The sequence below is a fragment of the Xanthomarina sp. F2636L genome (genome assembly GCF_026410195.1).
Classification (GTDB): Bacteria; Bacteroidota; Bacteroidia; order Flavobacteriales; family Flavobacteriaceae; genus Xanthomarina.
The window spans coordinates 26933-48246 of the sequence record NZ_JAPMLM010000072.1; the positions used below are offsets into that span (position 1 = coordinate 26933).

The window sequence follows — 21314 nt, forward strand, 5'->3', positions numbered from 1 at the left end:
ATGAAAAGCAATTGTGTATAGCAATAAAAATTGTTACTTTGATAATCTAATTAATATGTCTATCTAATTTTAAGAGCTTATGAAACATTTTTTATTAATATTTATATGCTGTCAGTTATTCTTTTCTTGTGAAGACACAAAGGAGTTTGATAAAATCAACCCTGTTAATTGGAAAAATCGTGCAGTAAAACTAACAGATACTGATAGTTTAAAAAAAGGGCAAAGCTACTTATCTGTATATTCAGAAATCTATAGCATTACAGAACACAGAACAATAAACTTAACCGTTACAGTAAGTCTAAGAAACATAAGTACTATTCATGATATATATTTACTTAAAGCTAATTATTACAACACCAAAGGCGACTTAATACGTACATATTTTCAAGAACCAATTGCTTTAAAACCATTGGAAACTATTGAAATAATTATAGATGAAAAAGACAAACGTGGGGGTTCTGGAGCAAATTTTGTGTTCGATTGGGCACTAAAAGATAATGACCATAAGCCTTTATTTGAAGCTGTTATGATTTCTACTTCTGGACAACAAGGCATTTCTTTTACCACGCAAGGTGTTAATCTATAAAGCTGGAAATATCTTTAAAATAAAAAGGTTTTAAACAATTGTTTAAAACCTTTTTTATTTTATTTGATTAAGAAATTTAACTTCCTTTTTTAACCATTATTTTCTTAGTATATCCATTCCATCTTAAGAAGTATACTCCTGAAGATGTAGATGAAGGGATTGTAATTCTAGTAGAATTGTTTTGATAATTAAAATCTACTTGATCAATCTTAATATATCTTCCACTTATATCAAATAACTCATAACTATTTGTAGGACTTGAATTTGAAATATTAATGTACTCTCCAGAATTAACGGGGTTTGGAAAAATACTTGACAAAGCAAATTCTTCTATACCTATTGTATTACCCGTGAAATAAGGTACAGCAAAATTATAAGATTCTATACCAATTTCCTCTCCAATTAAGCGTCCTGGAATATCATCGGCTGGTGGATGGATTCCTCCCCAAATTCTAGATAAACTACATTGATCTGAGGCATCTCTATAGGTAGCCCATTGTAAAACTACATCTACTGACGGTCCATCTTCAAAAACTAAAAACTCGTTTTGTCTAGCTATAAATTCACCCATTCCTCCTGGAAAATATTCATCACCAGTAATTAAGGTCATTACTTCTGCTGCAGCTCTAGAATATGTAGAGTGCCCTGAAACAAATCCTGAAAAAGGAGGTGTTACAAAAGAAGGTCTTTGGTATGGCCACCAGTCTTCTGATAAAATCCAACCAACACCTGCTGTGTCTGTACCTGGATCATTAACAAAATCAGGACCTTTCCAAGAGTTTAATTTAATTTTTCCCACATGTTGGTCTAAAGCTCCAGCTAAAGGATCTCCACTTTCTACAACCTCAATAAAACCTGCCTGTAACGGAATTCCTTCTGGATCGTAGTTACTTAAAGTTTGATTTGTACTTTGACCTTTTGAAGCCATATAACGAATGGCAGAAATTGGTCTAATATAGTCGTACCAACCTTTAATTCCCCATGCTGTAATAGCTGAATCGTGCATAGCTCCACCAAGGATAAAATACGATTTTACATCCCATTCTAAAGCGTCTAAAGTTGCTCCTGTCCCATTAAATTGTTTTACAAATTGCGGATGATCTGACACGTGGTTTAAAAGTGTAAACCAATGTCCTGGAGGTGTTTCAGAATCTGGACCATCTGCCCAAAACTCTGCTAAAACTCTAGTATAATCTCCTCTAGGCACCATTTGTGGCGCATAAGCTTGACCGGTGCTAGGATTTACATTTCTACCTGTACTTGGATCACCTCCATTTAATACATCATAAAAGCTAGGATAATTTAAATAGTTTGTTGGAAACGATGAAATTGAAATATTTCCTATTGCATTAGGAGATATGTCCCACATAACGCCATCTGCAGGGTCTAAATGAGACCCCCATATAGAAACTAAAGAAAAATTCCATTTATAAGCATCACTTGAAGCACTATTTCCTGAATTATCTAAGAAAGGTGGTGCACCAGGATCTTTATACACCTGATAGTTATCGCCATCTCTCTGAAATGTAGTTCTATCTGCTGAGGATAGTGCAAACGCGTTAACATTCCCCCATTCTGGACCAAGAAAAGCAATAAGAGCTCCATCAATTAAATTTCCACTTTGATCGATATAAGTATCTAAACTTAAAGGCTGCCATCTGTTTGGGAAAATAATGGTGTTATTTTCATAGGCAGGAGCTAAAGGTGGGTTTATTGGTTCGTAATAAGCATTATCATATTCGGTAGCTTCTCTAGAACCATCTGTAAAACCATAATTTATAATTGTTTCGGCTACGTAGTTTCCTAAGTCGGCAGCATTTCCAGATTGATAATTTGTGCCCGTATATCCCATAGGATAATTTAGTTTATCCATAACATAATCAGCTCTTGCTAGAGTTTCTACTACGCCAGGAGAGTTTTGAAATCTATGTTGTATTAACCTATACATGGCATAACTTATAGCTTTTTTATTTGAAAGCTCATTACTTTCTAGAGGTGTAAAACTCTCTAAAACACTAGTAAATCCATGAACTTGATTTCCCATTAAATAGGGTTCTGCAACAGCATCATAAATAGCCCAAATATCATACATGGCAACGCTAGAATGAAATAGGTTTCTTGCATGAACAGTTGGCCTAGCAAAATCTTTTCTAATTCCTTCTAAAAGAACTTCATTCCATACTCTAGCTATAGAAATATCAGCAGAAATTGGATAATATCCAGTTACATTTAATGAAACTAATGGACTATAACAGCTACCATCGTTTTCAATAACGGATACACTTCCTAACTCATTAACACCCCATCTTACTGTAATTTGACCAGTTCCCTGACCAGATACAAGCTCTCCACCAGATACTTCCCAAAAAGTTGTAGATCCAGGAGTGCTTGGATAGGAATATATTTGTTCTTCTAAGAATCTAGTATTGATGGCACCTGAAATGGCACCTGATGTTAAATACGTACAAGAATTATCATTTACGGTTGCTGCAGGATCATAAGAACATGATTGAGGATCTGTACACCCATATATTTTTACACTTGGCGATACTGATAAAGTGACTATTCCAGCACCTTCAGTCGCTTTTACATGTGTATCTCCAGTAAGGTTACTATGTGTTTCTACTAAGCCAGATGGCCATTTAATAGTTAAACTTGTAACTGTAGTTTCAGCATTTAAACCAAAAATTACCGGCTTGATACTTTGACCTAAAAAGCCAACACCATTAAAGTACTTCTTGAATGTACCACTGTTGGTAACTATGGTTAGTTCGGTTCCAATAGCACTTCTATTCGAAACAACACCTTCTAAAGAAACTTTTAAGTAATGTATTGGATTAGGTTGGTCGAAGTTGAGTGTTTTGTTTTCATATAAATAAGAATGTGAATCTGAATTTGTAACATATAAATCTAAATCCCCATCATTGTCATAATCAAAATCTAAAGCTTCAATACCTATTGTAGAATCATGCAAATTTGAAGACACCGTAGCATCAGTAAAATTATTTAGTCCTTCAACATAATTATTTTTAAAATAGACATTATATTCTGCGCCTCTCCCTTCAAAAATATATCCATTTGTGACAAATAAATCGTCATCTCCATCTAAATCAAAATCTGCAAATTTAGTTCCCCAAGCCCATCCAGCTCCAAACACATTGTTAGCAGCAGCATTTTCAGTAAAGGTATTATTTCCATTATTAGTAAAAAGCGCCGTTTCGTCTATACCTGTAATATAGAAATCAAAATCACCATCATTATCATAATCACCCATGGCAATTCCCATGTCGTCAAAATTATTGCCTAAACCTACAGTTGTTGCAAGTTCTAGAAAACCAGTTCCACCTTGATTAATATACAAGTAGTTTCTTAAATCAAAATCGTTAGAAACATATAAATCTAAGAATCCATCATCATTAAAATCGTATGGCATGGCAGTAAAACTTTGTCGTGGAGATACCTCTTGAATACCGGTAGAAACAGTTACATCTGTAAAGGTACCATCACCATTATTTTGATATAACGAATTTGAAGTACATCCACCCCAATCACAAATATAAATGTCCAAAAAGCCATCGTTATTAAAATCGAACCAAGTAGCTCCTGTATATTGGCAAGAATTAGATAAATTAAATCCTGCAGTAGCCGTTACATTTTGAAATGTACCATCTCCAAGATTTCTAAATAATTGGACGTTAAAAGTATTGGTAAGAAATAAATCTGGAAAACCATCATTATCATAATCTCCCCAAAAAGCGCCAATTTTAAAACCGTCGAAACCATAAAACACACCATCCAAGCTATAATCCTGGATGAGTAAATTGGATAATCCAGCCGCATTTGTTACGTCTGTAAAAGAACCATCGTTATTATTTCTGTAAAGTCTACTATGAGTTCTTTCGACACCGTTTCTATCAATAGCTTTAGCAACTACAAACATGTCCATGGCATTATCTCCATTAAAATCGGCTACGGCAACACCATTGTTTTGTTCGAGATTTCCTAATCCAGAAATGGACTCGGCCCTTTCAAAAATTTGAGCTGAAACATGAAAAGTGAAACATAAAAAAATAAGAACGCTATTAATTAGATTTAAATGTATTTTTGTTTTCATCTTGTTTATTTTGCATTAAATGAATACATAAAAAACAAGTCTAAAAAATATAATCTACAAAATGTAAAATATAATCTTTTAACTGTATTTTAACATTATTTTTCTCTAAAAAATCGATCTAATATGTTCACTGATAATAGTTTCAAGGAGTAGAATTTGAAACTTGAAGCAACTTTCCATTGTAGTGTTTTTGACCATTTAATGAAAAGTCTAAAATGTATTTTGCCATCTCAGTTGCAGAAGTTGGAGCTTGATATCCTGGAAATGCTTCCTCTAACATCTCTGTCTGTACAGCTCCTAATGCCAAAACATTAAAACTTGGACCAGATTCCTTGTATTCTTCAGCAAGTAATTCGGTTAAAGTAATTACTGCTCCTTTACTGGAACTATAAGCTGAAAGCCCTGGAAACTTTACACTTCCTTGAACACCTCCCATAGAACTTATAGTAACTACGTGACCATCTTTTTTTATAAATGGAAGCACTGTCCTTATTAGTTCGGAAACACCAAAAACATTGGTTTTATAAACCTTTTCAAAATCTTGAAAACTTGTTTGTGAAAAAGGCTTATTTATAATTGCACCAGCATTATTAATTAAAATATCTACATAATGCCATTCCTTTTTAATAAAATCTGCTACTGCCTGATAGCTGGATGGTTCGCTTAAATCGAATGAAAAAGAAGTTACATCGTCCAATTGAAGATCTGTAACGGGATTATGGTTTCTAGATAAAGCTAACACTTTATGCCCCTGAGCTGCGAGCAACTTTACTAGTTCAAAACCAATACCTCTGCTAGTTCCGGTAATAATAATATGTTTACTCTTCATATAATACAATTTCTTTTGTTGGTGTGTGACTCATTTTTTCAATTACTGGAAGCATTTTATTTATTAAACTTGCCATATGATTATAATCTAATTGATCTGCTTCGTCACCTACATGATGGTAATAATCATAATTTGATAAGTCGCAGGATGCTATGGTTTGACAAGGCAATTTAAAAGCTTCGTAAAAAGGGTGATTATCAGAAGCTTTAAATAATTGGTACTGTTTAGCAATTTCTGATAAGCCTACTAAATTACTCCCAGCATAGTCGTTAATTTTTAATGCCATATTAGATATATCGTAACCTGTAACAAAGGCGACATAATCTCTATCTGGAAAAGGTACACCAATCATTTCAAAGTTTAACATGGTATATAAATCTATATTCTCAAGCTTCAATTTTTCGGCTAAATGCTTAGACCCTAACAATCCCATTTCTTCAGCAGAAAAAAGTACAAACATCAAACTTCTACCATGAGATTTTGTTTCCGAAAAATATTTAGACATTGCCAAAACACCACTCGTTCCGGAAGCATTGTCATTGGCTCCATTGGCTATAGAATCGTTTGCTACTACTTTTCCATATCCAATATGGTCATAATGAGCTCCAATAATAATAACTTCTTCTTTTAGATTTTTATCGTGTCCTTCAAGAAACCCTACAATATTATAAGCGTTCTTATCTCCTATTTTAAAACTATCTCTATAAGTTTCAAAATAAGGTTTAAGTTTAAAATTTTTAAATTTTTTCTCTATAAAAGAAGCTGCATGTTCTATACCTTCACTTCCTGTATTTCTGCCTTTTAACGCATCTGAAGCTAAAAACTCAACCGTTTCTTTGAGTTCTAGACTGGTAATTGTTTTAGAACTCGAAGACGAAGTCATTATGACATCGTTTTTTGAAGGGCTTGGAATAACGTTCTGACTTGGGTCTTCATTATTCATCACAACTGTGGTCGATTTACAAGCTATAAAAAGAAATATGAAGCTAAGGAGAGTTAAAAAGTGTTTCATGCGTTTTTTTAATATTTTGCTTAAAGATAAAAAAACCTGTTTCATTTAAAATGAAACAGGTTAATATTATACTTAGATATGTTTATTTTGAATTTAATTAAACCAACATGGTCACAGGGTTCTCTATATAACCTTTTAAAGTGATAAGAAATTCAGATCCTGTTGCTCCATCAACTGTTCTGTGATCGCAAGCCATGGTTAACTTCATTGTATTGCCAACAACTATTTGTCCGTTTTTAACTACTGGTTTTTCAACAATAGCTCCAACCGATAAAATAGCAGAGTTAGGCTGATTTATAATAGATGTAAAGCTTTCTATTCCAAACATGCCTAAATTAGAAATAGTAAAGGTGCTTCCTTCCATTTCTTGTGGTGTCAGTTTTTTATTTCTGGCTTTTCCTGCAAAATCCTTAACAGATGCTCCAATTTGAGTTAAACTCTGCTCATTAGCAAATTTTACTACTGGAACAACCAAACCATCTGGAACTGCAACTGCAACACCTATATGTACATGGTTGTTTAATTTCATTTTATCGTCAAACCATTGCGAGTTTACTTGTGGATGTTTCTTTAAAGCCAACGCACAAGCCTTAACAACTATATCGTTATACGAAATTTTTGTGTCTGGCAAGGAATTATACTGGGCACGGAATGCCATAGCATTTTCCATATCGAACTCCACATTTAAATAATAATGTGGCGCTGTAAATTTAGATTCCGCTAAACGTTTAGCTATAACTTTACGCATTTGAGAGTGTTTTACCTCATCAAAATCCTCTTGCCCTGTTGGAACAAATTTCCCAACTGTTGCAGATGCTGATGGTGTAAAGTTTTCTATATCGCGTTTTATAATTCTACCGTTTTCTCCAGAACCTTGTACCTGAGAGATATTAATTCCTTTCTCATCGGCCATTTTCCTAGCTAATGGCGAAATAAATACTCTGCTTCCATCTGAACTTGAAGGTGAACTTGAAGTTTGAGACTTCTCGACTGCCTGCTTGTCTGTAGACATGGTGTCTGAAGTTTTAGGTTCTTTTTTAAGCTTCTCTTTTGAAGACGAGTCACTTTTTGATGAAGCGCCTTCCATTTTAAAGTTTTTAGCTACGCCTGAAACATCTGTTCCTTCAGGACCAATTATGGCTAATAGAGCATCAACTTTAGCAGTTTCTCCTTCTTGTAAACCTACATGTAATAAAGTCCCAGCTTGGAAACTTTCAAATTCCATAGTGGCTTTATCTGTTTCAATTTCAGCAAGAATATCGCCTTCTTCTACTTTATCTCCAATTTTCTTAAGCCAAGTAGCAACGGTACCTTCTTCCATGGTATCGCTTAAACGTGGCATGGTAACTACAATTACGCCTTCTGGGAGTTCAGTATCACTTACTGACTCATCGGTTTCCTTCGAGCTAGTTTCTTTTTTTAAATTCTCTTGAGATTCTTCGCTGTCCGTCTGAATGACATCTTTCTTTCCTTCAGTTTTAGAATTTGAAACTAATTCAGAAATATCTTCTCCTTCTTCTCCAATAATAGCTAATAACTCATCCACTTTAGTTGTTTCTCCTTCTTGCACTCCAATATGAAGCAAAGTTCCTTCATGAAAAGACTCGAACTCCATAGTTGCTTTGTCTGTTTCAATTTCAGCAAGGATGTCGCCTTCTTCTATTTTATCTCCAACTTTTTTTAACCAAGTGGCCACAGTACCTTCTTCCATGGTATCGCTTAAACGAGGCATGTTTATAATTTCTGCCATAGCTTATATTTTGTGTTGTATAAATGGATAATCTTCTTGCTCGTAAACAGCATCGTACATCACATTCTTCTCTGGATAAGGAGATTCTTCAGCAAACTTTTCACATTCGTTAACCAAATCTTTAACTCGCTTATCTATTTTCTTTATTTCTGCTTCCGAAGCATATTTATTTTCAAGAATAATATCTTTTACCTGAGTAATTGGATCTATTTTCTTATACTCTTCTACTTCGTCTTTAGTTCTATAATGCTGAGCATCACTCATCGAGTGCCCTCTATATCTATATGTTTTTAATTCCAGGAATGTTGGTCCATCTCCTCTTCTAGCTCTTTGTATGGCTTCGTCGAAAGCTTCAGCAACTTTAACAGGATTCATTCCATCTACTGGTCCACAAGGCATTTCGTAACCCAAACCAAGTTTCCAGATATCTGTATGATTTGCTGTACGTTCTACCGAAGTTCCCATGGCATATCCATTATTTTCACAAACAAAAACAACTGGTAATTTCCAAAGCATAGCCATATTAAAGGTTTCATGAAGCGATCCTTGTCTGGCAGCTCCATCCCCAAAACAACATAGGGTTACACCATCAACATTGTGATATTTATCTCCAAAAGCAATTCCTGCTCCTAATGGAATTTGACCACCAACAATTCCGTGTCCTCCATAAAAACGGTGTTCTTTAGAAAAAATATGCATAGAACCACCAAGTCCTTGAGAGGTTCCTGTTGCTTTTCCATACAATTCTGCCATAACACGTTTAGGATCGACTCCCATTCCAATTGGCTGCACGTGATTACGGTAAGCCGTTATCATTTTGTCTTTAGTTAAGTCCATGGCATGTAAAGCTCCTGCTAACACGGCTTCTTGACCATTATATAAGTGAAGAAATCCTCTTACTTTTTGTTGAATATAAACAGCAGCTAGTTTGTCTTCAAACTTTCTCCAAAACAACATGTCTTCGTACCATTTAAGGTAAACTTCTTTGGTTATTTTTTGCATCTAAATAAATATTAAAAAAATAATTTTCAATATAAACCTTTATAAGGCTTAGGAATAAAACCTCCTTTTTAAAAAGGAGCTAAACAGTTAACAAAAGTAACACTTTAGTAACTAATGAAAAAACTGTAATTCGTAAAATTTTTTGTGAAGAGAATAATAAGTATAAAATAGGTTCTTTAAAGTACAGATTTATCGAAAACCAAAGGCAATAAGTTGGCTAAAGAATGAGACTTGACAACTTTTCCTGCTTCCCCCATAAAATAGATTTCTATGGGTGAATCTTGCTTAACTTCATATTCTGCAATTGCTTGCCTACATGCACCACATGGAGGAATTGGCGTAATAGTTTGATGTATTCTTGACCCAGCAATAATAGCCATTTTTAATATTCTAGCATCAGGGTATTGAGATCCTGCATAATAAATAGCAGTACGTTCTGCGCACAATCCAGAAGGATAAGAAGCATTTTCTTGGTTTGAACCTAAAACAATTTCATTATTATCTAATAATATGGCTGCTCCCACGCTAAAATTGGAATATGGTGAATACGAATTCCTTCTAGCTACAGCCGCTTGATCCATTAATGCAACAATATCTGTAGGTAACTCTTCTAAGTTTTCGAAAACAGTTAAAGTAGATTCAATTTTAATTTCTTTCATACTTTTATTGTACTTTTTAGTACATTTAAAGATAATAATACTATTTCAGACAAAAAAACTATCGCGATTAGCAATAGTTTTTTGTCTGTTTTTATGATATATTAATATTCTGAATAAGCTTCTCTATCTATATTAAACGTTAAAGAGAAACGCAGCGTATTTTCTAAAGGACTTGGCACTTTAGATGCTGAAAACAAATACGATAAATCGATACCAATAACATTGTATTTAAATCCGGCTCCAATGGCAAAGAACTGTCTAGCACCTTTGTCTGGGCTTTCATGAAAATATCCGGCTCTAAAAGCAAAAGAATCTTGGTAATAATATTCGGCCCCTAGTGCCCATGTCCACTCTTGCATTTCTTCACTAAAACCTCCTGGAGCATCGCTAAAGGATTGAAACATCCCTTTAACAAAACCAACATCTGGATCTTTTCCTTCAATAATATAATTTGCGTCTTCACTTATTATAGTATCTCCATCGGCTGGATTATAAACACCATCGTCATTTACATCGTCAAAAACTAATTTTGTTCCAGTAATTGGAGGGGTTGGAACTAATAATTTAGTCACCTCAGCTGTAAGAGACACTTTATTAAAATCATCTAAAATAAAATCGAAACCACCTCCTAAGCGCAAGGTTGTAGGCTGAAAGTTTTCTTGCCCACCTGCATCATATTTAAATTTTGGACCAATATTTTGAATAGCAAAACCCAATCTCGTTCTTCCGTTGAAACTATTATAAGCTTGCTCTTCACTTTGGTAATATCCAGAAATATCTACCCCAAAAGTACTTGCTGCTTTGGCATCTTGGGTGTCATCAATCTTTAAATCGGAATTTAAATAACGCATACTCACTGCCATAGAAAACTGCTCACTTAATTTTAAAGCATAAGATACGTCAAAAGTAAACTCATTTGGCTTTTTAATTAATTCTTCAGAAAACTCATCCTCTACAAATTCAATCTCTCCTAAAGAAAAATATTTAAAACTTGCTGCAAATGCAGACCTTTCATTTAATCTATTAAAATATGTTACATTTCCTAAAAAGATATCATTTACCAATTTACTCAAGTAAGGTGTGTAACTAATGGCTACACCTTGTTTTGTTTCAGAAAACGCATATTTAGACGCATTCCATTGCTGAGAAAACCCATCTACAGAGGTAGCCACCCCCATGTCTCCCATAGATGCTGCTCGAGCATCTGGAGCTATTAATAAGAATGGAACTCCTGTGGTAATCACTCTTGAATCGTAAGAATCTGGAGTTATTATTTCAACAGGATTTTGTGCTTGTATTTGGGCAGCAAAAAACAATGCTGACAACATTAAAAGTGATTTCTTCATGAATTAATTTTATTTAACAAATATAATTATGTTTATTATAGGATAACAAGTTTCTCTATTTTTTCTACGGTTTTATTTAATCCTGGGGAACGAACAGTTAATTTATAGATATAAACACCTTTCCCTATTTTGTCTCCAAAATCGTCTCTTCCATCCCAAATAATTTCTCTAGATAAAGAAGATGCTCCATTGTTACAACATTCACCACTATTTGTTTGCCCACTTAAGGTTCTAACAATTTTTCCAGTAACAGTAAATATTTGAACTAAAACGTCTAAAGGCTCCGAACTATTGTGATTAAACCAAAATTCTGTGTAATTAACGAAGGGATTTGGATAATTTAAAACATTTTCGATGATTAACTGCTGATTCTCGTCAAACACCACAAATTGAATTTCTGTGGTAGATGAATTATTATAAACATCCCAAGCTTTAATACTTAAGGTGTGCAAGCCAGGTTCTAAGTCTCTTAATGGATAATTTACAATCCCTCTTTGATAATCGTCCAATTCCGTTTGATAGTAATCGTTTAATACATAAGGATTTGCTTCATCTCCATCTAAAATTCCAACAATATCGTGACCAATACCACTCGCCGTATTAATTCCATTTTCGTCTTCTAATTTCACCAATAAACTTGGAGACCTATTTGTAATACCTCCAGAGACAAAACTTTCATCGTTCATATATGCGGCTATAACAGGACCTATATTATCTTCTGGAGCATCCGCATTTAAACCCCCTATTTGTATTTGATCTACACTTGCTCCTGTATGATCCACATGAATGCCTTCTTTTTTAGCATAAAAACTAACTCTACCAAAATCGACAGGAATGCCAATATCTTTAGGCACCACAAATTCTATATCGAATTGCCCGTTTGTAACAGAAGATTGTCCTCTGAAAATAATAGGTCCAAGGGTTTCAAAATCCATAATAATTATTTGACCCCCATCTCTGGTTCTATCATTTCCTAATGTTTGTCTTTCTATTTTCTTATCGTAAATAGTGGTTGACAGAATGCCATTATAGTCTGTCATGACATTTCCTGATAAATCCAAAACTTCTCCGGATAATTTCACTTTGCTTAAGGCTTGTAAAACATCTGTAGTTCCTGTTATTGGGGCATCGTTAACTTTTGTTAAAACAATATCTGGACCTGGAAAAGCAAGCTTCATGGCTGGATCTCCAATAAAGAACACCAATCTTCTTTGTCCTATAATCGAGATGGCAGGATCTATTTTAGTGAGTCTTAGGGCTTCCGCCATACTAGGATATTCGTCATCAGGATAAGTGTCATTATCACTATATGAAAACAAATATTCTTCTAAAACAGTATTAAAGGTAATTCCAACATTTACAAAAATTTGTCTAGTAGTAGTAATTAGTCCTATAGCTCCTCCATCTTTATTCCAATAGGTATATTCTCCGGCTGTAGGCCTCAAAGGGTTGTCAAACTTAGTAAACTCACAGGTAACCGTTACAAAACAAGTTAATTTACATACATTGTTTAATTCTTGCGCATCTGGTTTTCCAAAAATACGCTCATGTGCTAATCCATCTTCTCCTCCATGTCCAAAGTAATTTACCACCAAAGCTCCTGTTTCAAGAGCGTTTTTAATAGCAGTATTAACTGTGGGATATCTATTACCTCCAGCAGAAGACTCTTGTTGAAAGGCATCTGTGTGGATTTTTGTAACATTAATAAACGGTTTTTCGGCAGCTACCACATTTCCAATATGGTCTGTTGTAGCTTGTAGAGATTGTTCCCAGGTTTCATCGACATCATCTGAAATAACTACAAAATTATTTCTCCAACTCCCATAAGAAGCATCTATATAATATCTTTCAATTTTATCTACAAGTTCCGTTGCGCTCTGATAATTCTCGGCTAAAATTCTTCCAACTGCGATGTCCAATTTATCTGAAATCTCCATATTACCTTCATTAAAATCCATCATTCCATAAAAATCATCAGAAATAAAAGAATTTGTCAGATTAAAACTGTTGTATGCATGCCATGAAGGCACTAAATTGGTATTGTTTGGAATTCTGTCCTTATAATCGAAAGAACCATCTCCAAACAAACAAACATATTTTAGTCTTTTTTCTGGCGTAGTTGCATTGTCATAAACATATTTTACAAAATTTCGGATGGCTCCAATATCTTGATTACCTGTACTAAACTCCGTGTATATATCTTTTAAAGTAACAACCTTTACATTTAAATTGTTATTTATTCTATTAATTTGAGCTAGTCTTTCAGCCTGACCTAATAAACTTGTAGGTGTAATTATTAAGTAATCTACATCCATACTTTGTCCTAATGGATCTTGAAAAATAGTACCTTTAATATTCTGATTATAAACTGTAGAATTTGAACTTAAAATTGGCTGATAATAGTTTAAGGGTGTAACAATAGCATAAGATTTTAATGTTCCTAAAGCAGATGTAAAGCTTAAGTTTGAACTATTATCTGTATTTACTAAATTAGTTACATTATAAATATCGGTTACATGCCAAATCTCTTCAACCTGCGAGGTATTAGAGACATTATATTGTCCTATTCCTGACATGGATGTAACTGCTTTATTTTTAAATGTGAATTGCTCTCCAGAAAAATTTAATGCTCTTGTAGCTTCAAGTGAAATATAATCTACATAGGCTAGAGCTGAAGGGTTTCCTCCATTATTATATGTTAATGTTACAGTTAAATTAGAAGAATTAACTGTAATAAAATTATTATAACTTGCTTCAGTTGCTAAATTAGAATCTGTAATCGCTGGTATGGGCAAAGTAGCTATATTGTCACTATTTACGTTAACGTTCATGGTTGTAGGTGTTTCGGAGGTTCCACCAAGAAACACTTTTAAATTTACTGGCTCAGAAACAACCAAGTCTGGAAAGGTAAAATCGAAGGTTTTAGTATCTTCCACATCAAATTTATCTCCAAACCAACGTCTTCCAACACTTACTAAATTATACTCATCCACTTCATGATATTTATATTGCTGAAATGTATCTATAGATAAGTCTACTGGACCAGAAGGTTGCAAGAAGGGCTGAATACGCTTCCCATTACCGGGACTAATATTTATATAATAATACGTTAAATCTGTATAACAATTAATATTAGAGTTACTGTCTTCATTAAATTCATGTGGGCCTTGAGCGTAAAACAAAATATAATCACTATCATGAAATACACCATCGCTTTCTCCAATAACTCTAATAGCATTTTCTTTAACATCTATTGGATAGTCTATTGAATTGGAATAGGGAATCATATTCCCTCCATTTCCATATATTTTTAGGGTTCTTGGATCTACATTATCAATATTGATTCCCATTTGAGATAAAAAATCTTTGGTAATCTTATAGACCCCTGTTGCTTCTACCTGAAACTTATACCATTGTCCTGTACTTAAAACAGAGTTTGTAATAACTCTTTGATTTTGGTTTCTATTAGTTGGCAATCTACCATTAGAATAGCTAATAGAAAAGGAAGTCACCTTTTTAAAAGTTCCATTGGCATCTTTAATAATAGGAGACAATATAAAATAAGCAAACATTTGATCTCTTGCAAGAGACGTTTTAAGACTGTAGGTTAATTTTGTGGGAATTGTTTCAATATTAACATTTTTAAGTTCACTTCTTGAAATATTTGCATACGTAACATTTTCAACGTTTACAGAAGACGCATCAACAGCTTGGTTAATTTTCCACTGCGAAATATATTGTAGTCCTTCAGTATCACTATAATTAAAATTCGCTTCATTAAATGAAGGAACTATTACAGAATAACTTCCGGCTGACAATACCTTTTCCCCTTCCCAAACAATCTGAAATTGCTTTTGTTGGGAATAGATAACTAATGTTGCAAAAAAGGTTAGGAATAATAATTTCTTTTTCATTGATTAGATAACGTGAATAATTGCTTGTTAGTATCACAAAACAAACAATTTTAACTAAGGAATCAAAATTACAATAATAATTTATAAAAAAGCACGTTATTTAAACACAAATTAACGGTATAAAACGCGAAAATCATCGTTATACGGTTTAATAAATAGGATGAAGTGCATAAAATTTTAATCAATTTTTTTATTTTAACTTGTATTATAACCGATATTTCTTATATTGCGTCACCAAAAATATTATAAGCTTACTTAAAAGTATGGATATGAAAAAAGTAATGGCATTCAAGATCTTGTTGTTAGTAACAATTTCTTTAACTACGATTGGTTGTAAAAGATCATCGAGCTCTAACAGCTCCAGAGCTACTGGTTGGGACATAAACTCCAGAGATGGTGGTTTCCAATATAACACCCAATTTAAAGAACAAGAAACTGCTCCAGGACTAGTGTTTGTAGAAGGTGGTACTTTTACCATGGGTCGTGTTCAAGACGACGTGATGCACGATTGGAACAATTCTCCAAACCAACAACACGTTCAATCTTTTTATATGGACGAAACAGAGGTAACCAATAAAATGTATATGGAATACTTAGATTGGTTAAAAAGAATCTATCCTCCTTCTGAAGAAAACTATAGAGCGATTTATGATGGTGCACTTCCAGACACTCTAGTTTGGAGAAACCGTTTAGGTTATAATGAAGTAATGACAGAAAACTATTTACGTCACCCTGGATATGGAGAATATCCTGTAGTAGGTGTAAGTTGGATTCAAGCAGTTGAATTTGCAAACTGGAGAACAGATCGTGTAAACGAAATGTATTTAGAAAACGCTGGTTATATAGCTAGAGATGCTAAAATTACTAGTGTAGAAGCCGGTGAAACTTTTAACACAGACACCTATATTAATGCACCAACGCAAGTGTATGGTGGTAATGACAGTCTTACTGATCCACAAAACTCTAGAAGAAGAGTACAAACTACTGCTTCTGGAGATACTATTGGTGTTTACGCTGGTAGAGAAACTGGTATCATTTCTCCTAGTTATAGACTTCCAACGGAAACGGAATGGGAATATGCTGCATTAGGATTAACAGAATTAAGAAACTACAACATTTATAGAGGTAGAAAGAAATACCCTTGGGATGGACAATATACACGTTCAGGAAAACGTAAAGTTCGTGGAGACCAATTGGCTAACTTCAAACAAGGAAAAGGAGATTACGGTGGAATTGCTGGATGGTCTGATGATGGTGCAGATATTACCAACGAAGTAAAACAATATGCTCCAAACGATTTTGGTTTATATGATATGGCTGGGAACGTAGCCGAATGGGTTGCCGATGTTTACAGACCTATAGTTGATGACGAGTTTAACGACTTTAACTACTACCGTGGAAACGTATATACTAAAAACGCTATTGGTGAAGACGGTACTGTTAAAATTGTAACTACAGACGAAATTGTTTTCGATACCTTACCTAACGGAAAAGTAATTGCTAGAGACTTACCTGGAGAAATTGCTCAAGTTCCAGTTGACGATGATGAAACTTATTTAAGACAAAACTTCGATAGATCTGATAACAGAAACTTTAGAGATGGAGACAAACAATCGTCTCGCCAATACAGAGAAAGTTTTGGAGACGAAGAAGGTCTTGGATCAGAAAATTCTGTAACAAGCAAAATGTATAACTCTCCAAAACACAATGTATCTTTAGATGATTCTACAGGAGCATTAATTAGAGAGTACGATAAATCTAACAAAAGAACCTCATTAATCAACGACGAAGTTCGTGTTTACAAGGGTGGTTCTTGGAAAGACAGAGAATACTGGTTAGATCCTGCACAAAGACGTTATTTCCCACAAACTATGGCTACAGATTATATTGGCTTTAGATGTGCCATGTCTAGAGTTGGTTCTAAATCTAAAAACAAGAACAAAACTAAAAATTAAGAAATTTTCATATCTTTTAAAAAAGTCCTAACAATTAGTTAGGACTTTTTTTATACTTTTATTTTATGAACACAGAACAACTCCATACACTTTTTTTAAAGCATCCATCTGTCTCAACAGACACCCGAAAAATAGCTAAAGACGATTTGTATTTTGCGCTAAAAGGAGATAACTTTAACGGGAATGCCTTTACCAAACAAGCCATAGAAAACGGGGCTTCCTATTGTATTGTGGATGAAAAAGAATGTGCTACAAGTAACCAATGTATTTTGGTAGAAGACGTTCTACAAACACTTCAAGACTTAGCTAGTTTTCATAGAAAATATTTAAAACTACCTATTATTGCTCTAACAGGAAGTAATGGAAAAACAACTACAAAAGAGTTAATAAACGCTGTTCTCAGTAAAAAATACAACTCTTCAGCCACCATTGGCAATCTCAACAACCACATTGGCGTTCCCTTAACTCTTTTAAAGATGACTAAGGATACTGAGATTGGCATTGTAGAAATGGGTGCTAATCATCCAAAAGAAATAGAATTTTTGTGCAATATTGCGTTTCCAGATTATGGCTTAATAACCAATTTTGGGAAAGCACATTTAGAAGGTTTTGGAAGTATTGAAGGTGTTATTGAAGCGAAGTCTGAACTCTACCTACATTTAATAAAACACAAGAAAATCATATTTGTTAATTCCAATGATCCTATTCAATTAGAAAAAAGTAAAGGTGCAAGGACGCTTTCATTTGGTAAAAATAAAACCGATGATTTTATAATTCATTTTAAAAGTGCCCAACCAGAAGTAACAATTACCTACAATAAAAACGAAATTAACAGTCAGCTAATAGGCGAATACAACTTCAACAATATCTCTGCTGCTGTAGCTCTTGGAACTTATTTTAAAGTTAATGACCAACAAATAAAATCTGCCATTGAGAATTATGTACCAAAAAACAACCGATCGCAAATTGTAAAAAAAGGAAATATTAAAATTATTCTTGATGCTTATAATGCCAATCCATCAAGTATGACTGTTGCCTTAGAGAATTTCGGAAAATTAGAAACTGAAAACAAAATAGCCATTCTTGGAGACATGTTCGAATTAGGACAAGACGCCAAAAAAGAACATCAAGCCATTGCTGAATTTGCTAATTCATTAAATATTTCAAAAGTTATTTTTATTGGTGAAAATTTTCATGAATCAATTTCTAAGACAAATGAAACCTATTCATCTTTCAATGATTTTAAAACACATTTTAATTTAAATACTTTAAAGCATGCAACACTATTAATCAAAGGTTCTCGTGGTATGGCTTTAGAGCGAATTTTAGATTTGTTAGAATAATCTTAAACCAAAAATATTTTTAATGATTATATTTAGCCTTTCTTAAACTAAAAAATAAACTTTTTTAAATATGCCGTTTTTCCGTTCTATTTCCCTCACACTTTTTATACTTTCTTTAGTAGGTTGTCAAACTTTAAAACCTACAGTTCCACCAGAAATAACCCTTACAACGTTTGAGAAACTAGCAAGTATGGAAAACGTGATTAGTATTGAAAAAAGAAAACCAGTAAGTCATTTTGATGAAAATTATGAAATCTGGTTTGAACAACCTGTAGATTACGAAGATTCTACAAAAGGTCATTTTAAACAACGTGTGTTTTTAGGTTATGAAAATCCAGAACAACCAGTAATTGTAGAGCTTCAAGGGTATGGCATTGGCTCAGAAAGAGCTGGAGAATTGGCTAAACATTATAATGCAAACCAATTAAACATTGAGCATCGATATTTTAACAACTCACGTCCTGAAGAAATAGATTGGAACACGCTTACAGTTAAAAACGCAGCTAAAGACCAGGCTAGAATTATAGATGCTATTAGAAATGCTTTATATCCTGACACTAAATTTATTTCTACAGGAATTTCTAAAGGCTGTCAAACCGTTATGCTACACCGTAGATATTTCCCTAAAAATGTGGATGCTTGTGTTTGTTATGTGGGTCCTTTAAATTTTGAACGTGAAGATCCTAGAGTTTATAAATTTCTAAAGGAAGTAAGCACCCAACAAAACCGGGATAAAGTAAAAGCCTTTCAAGATTTATGCTTTGAAAATAGAGAGGCTCTTTTAGAGATGATGAAAACTGCAGCCATAGAAAAAGATATGTCTTGGGAGTTTGGAGTTGATAAAGCCTTAGATTACACCATTCTAGAATATTCTTTTGCCTTTTGGCAATGGGGTACACCTGTTGAAAGTATTCCAACCGGAGATGTTACTATTCAAGAAATGTATAGACATTTAATTAGCGTGGTAGGATATGGTTTTTTTGAAGAAAAGTCTGTAGAAAGTTTACAACCCTATTTCTGGGCAGCTTTAACTGAACAAGGTATTTACGGCTATGAAACAGCACCATTTAAACAGTATTTAAATACAGAAGAAAAGGTTTATAAATTTGAATGGGCTTTTCCTGAAGGAATCTCAAAAACTTACGATTATACTCCTATGCAAGAGGTTAAAAACTTTTTGGACTATGTAGCAGAGGACATGCTATTTATTTATGGAGAATATGATTCTTGGAGTGCTACAGCTGTAGAGTTGGAAAATGACGCTACAAAAAGAGAGCTATACAAATTTGTTTTACCTCAAGGCAGTCACACAACTAGAATTAAGAGTTTTAGCCCAGAAAAACAGAAAGAAATTTATGATATTATTGATTCATGGCTAGTAAATGAACAAACAGATACCCTAAAAACAAACTAGAAAAAACTCACATATTATCTAAATGAAAAAGGTGAAAAAGTAACTAACTTTTCCACCTTTTTTATATTATAAAGATAGCTTAAACTTCTTACATCTTTAGGATGTCATTAAAGCTTCAATGTCTTCAATCTCAATAGGCATAGCTTCAGTTAGATTGACATTTCCATCTTTGGTAATGAGATAATCGTTTTCCAATCTACAACCAATACCTTCATCTGGAATATAAATACCCGGCTCGCATGTTAAAACCATTCCTGGCTCCAACACTTTAGAATACAAGCCAACATCATGAACATCCAATCCAATATGATGCGCCGTTCCATGCATAAAGTATTTTTTATATAAAGGTTTTTCAGGGTTTTGCTTAGCTACATCTTCGGCATCTAGCAAACCTAATTTTATAAGTTCAGTTTCTACCAGTTTTGCCATTTGCATTTCATAATCTGAAGGAAGGACTCCAGGTTTAAGCAACTTACTCCCCTCTTTTAAACAGTATAAAACGGAGCTGTAAACTTCTTTTTGTCTTTCAGAAAAGCTCCCGTTTACAGGAAAACATCTGGTTGTATCACTATTATAATTGGCATAGCATACTCCAAAATCTAAAAGAATCATTTCACCACTATCACAAATATCGTCATTGGTATTGTAATGTAAAGCACAAGCATTTTTGCCTGATGCCACTATAGGTTTAAAGGCATGGCGTGTACCTCCCGACTTAATTAAATTATAAACTAATTCAGCCTCAAGCTCAAACTCTTTCATTTTAGGTTTGCAGGCTTTTAAAACACGTTTAAAAGATACCACACTAATATCTGCAGCTTGTTGCATGAGGGCAATTTCTTCTTCAGATTTAATAAGTCTTAAGTCTCGAGTAATTTTTGCTACTCGGTGATATTCGTGCAACGGATATTTCTCCTTACACCAAGCAATCATTCTGTCTTGCTGGGTTTGCTGATTAAAAGTAACACGTTTTATATGTTCGTTATGTCCAAGGTATATACCATCGGCTTCAAACGCCATCAGTTGTAACACTTTTTCAAAGTAGTGAATCCATTCTACACGAGTAATTCCTGAAATATCTGTGGCTTGTTTTTTTGTTAATTTATCGCCATCCCAAATTTTAATTTGCTCATTGGTCTCCTTCACAAAAAGCATCTCCCGATTTTCTTTCCTAATGGCATCTGGGTACAGAATTAAAATAGACTCTTCCTGATCGATACCAGACAAATAAAACAAATCGTTGTTTTGGGTAAAGCCCATCACATCGTCTGCATTATTGTGCTTAACATCATTGGATGTAAGAATGGCTAAAGTATTCGTCTTCATTTTAGCCGTAAAATTATTTCTATTTTTTATAAATAAACTCTTTGGAATTTGATTGTAACGCATA

Annotated in this window: 13 protein-coding genes; 4 read left to right on the top strand and 9 right to left on the bottom strand. The window is 33.8% G+C overall.

All coding sequences use genetic code 11. The features are described 5' to 3' along the window. Positions 1-79: 79 nt before the first annotated feature. Complete coding sequence (locus tag OS191_RS13795) at positions 80-586, top strand: DUF3124 domain-containing protein (RefSeq protein WP_267156301.1); 507 nt, start codon at positions 80-82, stop codon at positions 584-586. Between the two features lie 76 nt (positions 587-662). Here the strand turns inward: OS191_RS13795 and OS191_RS13800 are convergent, their stop codons facing one another. The 8 genes from OS191_RS13800 to porU all read right to left on the bottom strand — a co-directional run bounded on the left by OS191_RS13800 (position 663) and on the right by porU (position 15212). After that, complete coding sequence (locus tag OS191_RS13800) at positions 663-4700, bottom strand: FG-GAP-like repeat-containing protein (protein ID WP_267156302.1); 4038 nt, start codon at positions 4698-4700, stop codon at positions 663-665. 142 nt (positions 4701-4842) lie between these two features. Beyond that, complete coding sequence (locus OS191_RS13805; protein ID WP_267156303.1) at positions 4843-5529, bottom strand: SDR family NAD(P)-dependent oxidoreductase; 687 nt, start codon at positions 5527-5529, stop codon at positions 4843-4845. Next, the gene (locus tag OS191_RS13810) at positions 5519-6541 is read right to left on the bottom strand and encodes a M28 family peptidase (protein WP_267156304.1); all 1023 of its coding nucleotides are present in this window, start codon (positions 6539-6541) and stop codon (positions 5519-5521) included. Before OS191_RS13810 ends, OS191_RS13805 begins: the two co-directional genes overlap by 11 nt. A gap of 97 nt (positions 6542-6638) precedes the next feature. Further along, a complete protein-coding gene (locus tag OS191_RS13815) occupies positions 6639-8291 on the bottom strand; it encodes a pyruvate dehydrogenase complex dihydrolipoamide acetyltransferase (RefSeq protein WP_267156305.1) in 1653 nt (550 codons plus the stop codon). 3 nt (positions 8292-8294) lie between these two features. Further along, positions 8295-9293: a pyruvate dehydrogenase (acetyl-transferring) E1 component subunit alpha gene (gene pdhA, locus OS191_RS13820; RefSeq protein ID WP_267156306.1), complete on the bottom strand. Its 999-nt coding sequence runs from the start codon at positions 9291-9293 to the stop codon at positions 8295-8297. A 176-nt stretch (positions 9294-9469) separates the two neighbouring features. Beyond that, on the bottom strand, positions 9470-9952 hold the full coding sequence (gene cdd, locus OS191_RS13825) for a cytidine deaminase (protein WP_267156307.1): 483 nt from the start codon (positions 9950-9952) through the stop codon (positions 9470-9472). A 101-nt stretch (positions 9953-10053) separates the two neighbouring features. Further along, a complete protein-coding gene (gene porV, locus OS191_RS13830; RefSeq protein WP_267156308.1) occupies positions 10054-11298 on the bottom strand; it encodes a type IX secretion system outer membrane channel protein PorV in 1245 nt (414 codons plus the stop codon). Positions 11299-11333: 35 nt separating this feature from the next. Continuing rightward, a complete protein-coding gene (porU, locus tag OS191_RS13835; RefSeq protein WP_267156309.1) occupies positions 11334-15212 on the bottom strand; it encodes a type IX secretion system sortase PorU in 3879 nt (1292 codons plus the stop codon). A 263-nt stretch (positions 15213-15475) separates the two neighbouring features. On the opposite strand from porU, the gene gldJ reads away from it, so the two are divergent. The 3 genes from gldJ to OS191_RS13850 all read left to right on the top strand — a co-directional run bounded on the left by gldJ (position 15476) and on the right by OS191_RS13850 (position 19924). Beyond that, on the top strand, positions 15476-17167 hold the full coding sequence (gene gldJ, locus OS191_RS13840) for a gliding motility lipoprotein GldJ (protein WP_267156310.1): 1692 nt from the start codon (positions 15476-15478) through the stop codon (positions 17165-17167). 65 nt (positions 17168-17232) lie between these two features. Continuing rightward, positions 17233-18510, top strand: coding sequence for a UDP-N-acetylmuramoyl-tripeptide--D-alanyl-D-alanine ligase (locus OS191_RS13845; protein WP_267156311.1), 1278 nt, complete (start codon positions 17233-17235; stop codon positions 18508-18510). Positions 18511-18580: 70 nt separating this feature from the next. Then, complete coding sequence (locus tag OS191_RS13850) at positions 18581-19924, top strand: S28 family serine protease (RefSeq protein WP_267156312.1); 1344 nt, start codon at positions 18581-18583, stop codon at positions 19922-19924. A 96-nt stretch (positions 19925-20020) separates the two neighbouring features. Here OS191_RS13850 and OS191_RS13855 read toward each other — a convergent pair whose 3' ends face one another. Further along, positions 20021-21313, bottom strand: a complete 1293-nt coding sequence (locus tag OS191_RS13855) for an aminopeptidase P family protein (RefSeq protein WP_267156313.1) — start codon at positions 21311-21313, stop codon at positions 20021-20023. Position 21314: the final 1 nt, after the last annotated feature.

Bases quoted from the DNA above. Each gene is read 5' to 3' on its own strand.
- OS191_RS13795 (WP_267156301.1), top strand. From the start codon at position 80: ATGAAACATTTTTTATTAATATTTATATGCTGTCAGTTATTCTTTTCT.
- OS191_RS13800 (WP_267156302.1), bottom strand. From the start codon at position 4,700: ATGAAAACAAAAATACATTTAAATCTAATTAATAGCGTTCTTATTTTT.
- OS191_RS13805 (WP_267156303.1), bottom strand. From the start codon at position 5,529: ATGAAGAGTAAACATATTATTATTACCGGAACTAGCAGAGGTATTGGT.
- OS191_RS13810 (WP_267156304.1), bottom strand. From the start codon at position 6,541: ATGAAACACTTTTTAACTCTCCTTAGCTTCATATTTCTTTTTATAGCT.
- OS191_RS13815 (WP_267156305.1), bottom strand. From the start codon at position 8,291: ATGGCAGAAATTATAAACATGCCTCGTTTAAGCGATACCATGGAAGAA.
- pdhA (WP_267156306.1), bottom strand. From the start codon at position 9,293: ATGCAAAAAATAACCAAAGAAGTTTACCTTAAATGGTACGAAGACATG.
- cdd (WP_267156307.1), bottom strand. From the start codon at position 9,952: ATGAAAGAAATTAAAATTGAATCTACTTTAACTGTTTTCGAAAACTTA.
- porV (WP_267156308.1), bottom strand. From the start codon at position 11,298: ATGAAGAAATCACTTTTAATGTTGTCAGCATTGTTTTTTGCTGCCCAA.
- porU (WP_267156309.1), bottom strand. From the start codon at position 15,212: ATGAAAAAGAAATTATTATTCCTAACCTTTTTTGCAACATTAGTTATC.
- gldJ (WP_267156310.1), top strand. From the start codon at position 15,476: ATGGATATGAAAAAAGTAATGGCATTCAAGATCTTGTTGTTAGTAACA.
- OS191_RS13845 (WP_267156311.1), top strand. From the start codon at position 17,233: ATGAACACAGAACAACTCCATACACTTTTTTTAAAGCATCCATCTGTC.
- OS191_RS13850 (WP_267156312.1), top strand. From the start codon at position 18,581: ATGCCGTTTTTCCGTTCTATTTCCCTCACACTTTTTATACTTTCTTTA.
- OS191_RS13855 (WP_267156313.1), bottom strand. From the start codon at position 21,313: ATGCGTTACAATCAAATTCCAAAGAGTTTATTTATAAAAAATAGAAAT.